Raw genomic sequence first — 4,238 nt, 5'->3', positions numbered from 1 at the left:
GGGGTGAGGGGGTCGGGTCCTCAACGTCGGGTGATGCCGGGTTTGCGCCGCCCAGTGCGCCCTACGGGCCTGGGGCGGGGACGCATCCGCAGGTAGCCGGGCGCCCTCCAGTCGCTGGACGGCCTCCAGTCGGTGTGCACCCGGCCCCCGGTGGGCTCTCGCCGGGCGGTGGGGGCCCGGGGTATCCGCCGATGCATGGACGTCCTGCCTATCCGCCGCGTCCGGTGCCCTACAAGCCGACCAAGTTGGAACAGGCGATCGTGGGCTGGAAGCGTCCTGCGCTTCCCATGTCTTCGGCGCTCATGGCGGGCTCGGCCATTGCCGGGGTGATCGGCGCGGTGACGCTCGGTCCGGCGTTGCTCCACGGTGAGCTGGGCGTGGGCGTAGTCATCGCTGCCGCCGCCGTCGCCTACGTGACGGGAGCGTCGGCCTGGTCGGCGGGACGGCTCGTCCAGCCCTCGTCCGCCAAGAAGGGCCTCTGGACGCGCTTCAACCGAACTGGGGGCGTTTTCGTCCTGCTTGCGTTGTGCCTGTCGGCGACGGCAGCGGTCAGGGACGCGGACTGGCTCGTCGTCACCGCGCTCCTGCTCGCCGTCGCCGCCGGCTCTTACGGGGCGTCCGGTGGACGGTCGTGGGCAGAGGTCCTCGGTGGCGGACTCGCCGTGTTCCCGGCGGTCGGCTGGATGGTGCCGTGGGCGGGGCAGGGCGCGTACCGCTCGATGTCGTCCGGACGGGGCGCCGCATGGCCCGCCATCCGGACGGGCCTGATCGCGGCCGGGCTCATCGCGGTGTTCGGCGCGCTGTTCATGGGCGCTGACGCGGCGTTCGGCACCCTTGCCTCGGGCCTCGTCCCAGAAGTGTCACCGGGCTCTGTCATCGTGTACGGGATCGCCGGGGCGGGCGTCCTGCTGCTGGCGGGTGCGGGCGCGTTCCTCGGTCAGGCGCCGCCGCCGCTGCGGATGCTGGTCCCGGAGCCCGCGAAGCCCGCCGGACGCTGGTCGTGGGCCGTGCCGATCGCTGCGCTCGACCTGTTGTTCCTCATGTTCTGCGCCATCCAGGCCGGGGTGTTCCTCGCCGACGACAAGGACAGGCTGCTCCGCTCCACCGGCCTCACCTACGCCGAGTACGCCCGGCAGGGGTTCTTCCAGCTCGTCGCCGTGACGGTCCTCGTCCTCGCGGTGGTGGCGGCCGCCAAGCGGTACGCGCCGTCCGCCGGGCGCGGCGACCGCGTCACCGTCCGCGTGCTGCTCGGGCTGCTGTGCGCGCTCACGCTCGTCGTCGTCGCCGTCGCGCTGCGGCGCCTCTACCTGTACGAGGAGACGTTCGGCTGGACGCGGCTGCGGCTGTGGGTGCACGCGTTCGAGCTGTGGCTCGGCGTCGTGGTCGTGCTGGTCGCGGTCGCGGGCGTCGTGAAGGGGCGGGCGCCGTGGCTGCCTCGGGCGGTGGCCGCGAGCGGCGCGGTCGCGATGATCACGCTGGTGTCGATCGACCCGGACGGTTTCATCGCCGAGCACAACGTCGCCCGCTACCAGGACACCGGCAAGATCGACGTCCCGTACCTGCGGGACCTTTCCGCCGACGCCGTCCCCGCGCTGGACCGGCTGCCCGAACCGGCACGGTCCTGCGCGCTGCGCGCCATCGCCCTGGGCCTGGACGACGGCGAGCCCGCCGTGAGCGGCAACCTCGCGCGGAAGCGGGCCCGCGAGATTCTGGACGCTCGTCCCTCGGACATGAACGTCGACTGCTCTAGATGGTCTCGTTCATATTGAGAAGCGCGTAGGCGGCGAGGGTCGAGTCGTCGGTGATTCGGCCCTCGCGCACGAGCGCCTTGAACTCGTCCCGGGACATCCACTTCTGCCGCATGTCCTGCTCCTCTGGCTCCCGGTCGGCCTCCCCTGCCCGCAGCCCGGACGCGACGAAAATGTTGAAGCCCTGACTGCTCGTCCCATGCGAGCAGTTCAAAAACCCGAGGTGTGTCAGCGTTGATGCACGGAAACCGGTCTCTTGCGCAAGTTCGAGGTGGGCCAGTTCCTCTGGGTCGGCGTCCTGCCGTCCGGGAAGCGTGCCCTGCGGGAAGCTCCACGTGCGTTTCCCGATGGGATACCGGTACTCCTCGACGAGATGGAACCCGTCGCCCTCCAGCGGTATGACCACGACGAAGTCGGGTTTGTCGACGACGCCGTAGATGCCGCGTGATCCGTCCTGCCGCTCGACCTCGTCCTCCCGGACGACCATCCACGGATTCTCGTAGACGACCCGTGAACTGACCTGACGCACCGCGGGCTTTTCGTCCTCGTCGTTCATGTCAGGCCCCCGACCCGTAGCGGTAGACGAGTTCGTGCCGGTCGCCGACCACCACCCTGTGGGTGACCTCGATGACGCGGCCGTTCTGGTCGTACGCGCGGCGCCACAGCGTCAGGACGGGCCGGTTCGCGCCCACCTCCAGCGTCTCCTGCTCGTCCGCGCAGGGGAGACGGCACGTCACCGACTCCTCGAAGGTGATCCGATACCCGGCCTCCTCCAGCCGCGAGTAAATGCCGCCTGGACCTGTGTCGACCTCTCGAAGCACAGGAATCTGCTCCACGACGTCCAGGATCACCCAGGTCGTCGCCGTCTGAATGGGCGGTTCGCCTTCCACGCCCTGGACGCGCGCACGTTCCAGTACCCGCGTCCCTGGCGGCACGTCCAGGCGGGGTGCCAGCCGTTCGCTCGCCTCTACCTCGCTGACCGTCGTCCGCGTGAACGGTGTGCGCCCGTCCTTCTGCGCCGACACGTGGAACCCGCGCCACGCCCCGACCTGCCGCGTGATGTCGGCCGCCGCGCGCCGCACCCGCCGCCCCGTCCGCACCTGCGCGCCCGAACCGTGCCGCAGCTGGACGAGGCCCTGCTCGGCCAGCATCCGCAGCGCCCGCCGGACGGTGGAGCGGTCGGCCTCGTACCGCCGCGCCAGCTCCCGCTCGGACGGCAGCCACGTCCCCGGATCGAGCTCACCCTCGACGATGCGGGCGGCCAGCGCGTTCGTGATCGCCTGTGCCTTCGTGGGGGGGCGCGGCATACCGATTCCTGCTCCGGGATAGTCCGTTGACCTCACACCGTACAGATCCCACCACGTCCGGCACCTTTTTGGGGTTACACAGAAGGCATTGTGGGCGATGCTTGGTCGGCTTATGGTAGACCCACCATAGACCCACCAAGGGAGTCCGCGTGATGTCGGTGATCTTGTGCATGCCCGGCTGGCGCAGCGAACGCTCGGACAAGGGCCTACGCGCCACCCGGATCTCTCCCTTGTCGGATTACCAATTGCTCAACGGCTGCCTTGAAGAGATCGACGCGACGGACGAGGGCGAACTGTGGCTCCTCTGCGACGCCCAGACGCGCCTGGCCGAACGGGTCGCCACCGCGGAACGCCTCCGCGCCAACGCCACCGGCCCGGCGAGCGTCAGGACCGGCGGAAGGTGACGACCTCGCCCGCCGAATCGCCGACGGCCTTCCCGGTCGCCTGAAGGATGCGCTCGCCGGCGTTGTCGGCCAGCAGCGCGCGGGCGCGCAGCACGATTTCCAGGTCGAACCGCAGGTCCGGGTCAAGGAGCTGGTCACCGAACAGGTCCTCAAGCTGACGCAGCCTGTACCGGACGGTCTGCGGGTGGACGTGCAGCCTCATCGCGACCTCATTGGCGTTGCGTCCCGACTGCAGCCAGGCCAGCAGTGTTTCGGCGAGCCGGTCCTGCTGGCTGGGGCGCAGGTGCGCCAGCGGCGCAAGACGCAGGTCGGCCAGTGACGTGATGAGTCCCTCGTCCTGGAAAAGGATGAGCGTGGACATGTGCTCCACGCTGCGGATCACTCCGCGGTCCGCCTCGATAACGCCACGCTGGACGAGATACAGCGTTTTGAGGGCCCACTGCATGGAACGAGCCGCCTCGAGCAGCGGGACGGTCGGGCCGACTACGGCGAGCGTCCCGGCGAGAGCGCGGTCGACCAGCTTGGCGCGTCCCGGGCCGTCCGGGTCGGGGACGATCAGGCTGGGGGTGCGGCGGGTGAGGTCGATGAGGACATCGGGCGGAAACGCGAGCCGCCGGACGTCCTGGGCCTGACGAAATACACACGGGGTAATTAATCGCTTATGAGACCTGTGTGAGGCACAGCATGGCCTGTGACGTGCCCGAACGCAACGTCCGGGTCGAAATCCGACCGGCTCCGGCCGGACGGATCCGCCCCGCCCGTCCCAGCCCGTCCCAGCC

Annotated in this window: 5 protein-coding genes; 2 read left to right on the top strand and 3 right to left on the bottom strand. The window is 69.9% G+C overall.

Translation table 11 applies throughout. The features are described 5' to 3' along the window. Positions 1 to 191 precede the first annotated feature (191 nt). Positions 192 to 1,769, top strand: coding sequence for a DUF4153 domain-containing protein (locus ETD83_RS40060; RefSeq protein WP_138650473.1), 1,578 nt, complete (start codon positions 192 to 194; stop codon positions 1,767 to 1,769). Here the strand turns inward: ETD83_RS40060 and ETD83_RS40055 are convergent. Both ETD83_RS40055 and ETD83_RS40050 read right to left on the bottom strand, forming a co-directional pair. Then, positions 1,747 to 2,304, bottom strand: coding sequence for an NUDIX domain-containing protein (locus tag ETD83_RS40055; RefSeq protein WP_138650472.1), 558 nt, complete (start codon positions 2,302 to 2,304; stop codon positions 1,747 to 1,749). The genes ETD83_RS40060 and ETD83_RS40055 overlap by 23 nt on opposite strands. 1 nt (position 2,305) lies before the next feature. Continuing rightward, positions 2,306 to 3,055 (bottom strand): GntR family transcriptional regulator, encoded by a 750-nt coding sequence (locus tag ETD83_RS40050; protein WP_138650471.1) that lies wholly within the window; start codon positions 3,053 to 3,055, stop codon positions 2,306 to 2,308. 152 nt (positions 3,056 to 3,207) lie between these two features. On the opposite strand from ETD83_RS40050, the gene ETD83_RS40045 reads away from it, so the two are divergent. Then, positions 3,208 to 3,459 (top strand): hypothetical protein, encoded by a 252-nt coding sequence (locus ETD83_RS40045; RefSeq protein WP_138650470.1) that lies wholly within the window; start codon positions 3,208 to 3,210, stop codon positions 3,457 to 3,459. Here ETD83_RS40045 and ETD83_RS40040 read toward each other — a convergent pair. Then, positions 3,440 to 4,238, bottom strand: a 799-nt coding sequence (locus tag ETD83_RS40040; protein WP_171064715.1) for a helix-turn-helix domain-containing protein, incomplete at its 5' end; no start/stop codon positions are given. The genes ETD83_RS40045 and ETD83_RS40040 overlap by 20 nt on opposite strands.

The organism is Actinomadura soli (assembly GCF_005889715.1).
Classification (GTDB): domain Bacteria; phylum Actinomycetota; class Actinomycetes; order Streptosporangiales; family Streptosporangiaceae; genus Spirillospora; species Spirillospora soli.
This window is presented reverse-complemented; position numbering and strand designations above follow the sequence as displayed.

What these genes read in the sequence shown, in the direction of transcription:
- ETD83_RS40060 (WP_138650473.1), top strand. Translation starts at nt 192, where the DNA reads ATGCATGGACGTCCTGCCTATCCGCCGCGTCCGGTGCCCTACAAGCCG.
- ETD83_RS40055 (WP_138650472.1), bottom strand. Translation starts at nt 2,304, where the DNA reads ATGAACGACGAGGACGAAAAGCCCGCGGTGCGTCAGGTCAGTTCACGG.
- ETD83_RS40050 (WP_138650471.1), bottom strand. Translation starts at nt 3,055, where the DNA reads ATGCCGCGCCCCCCCACGAAGGCACAGGCGATCACGAACGCGCTGGCC.
- ETD83_RS40045 (WP_138650470.1), top strand. Translation starts at nt 3,208, where the DNA reads ATGTCGGTGATCTTGTGCATGCCCGGCTGGCGCAGCGAACGCTCGGAC.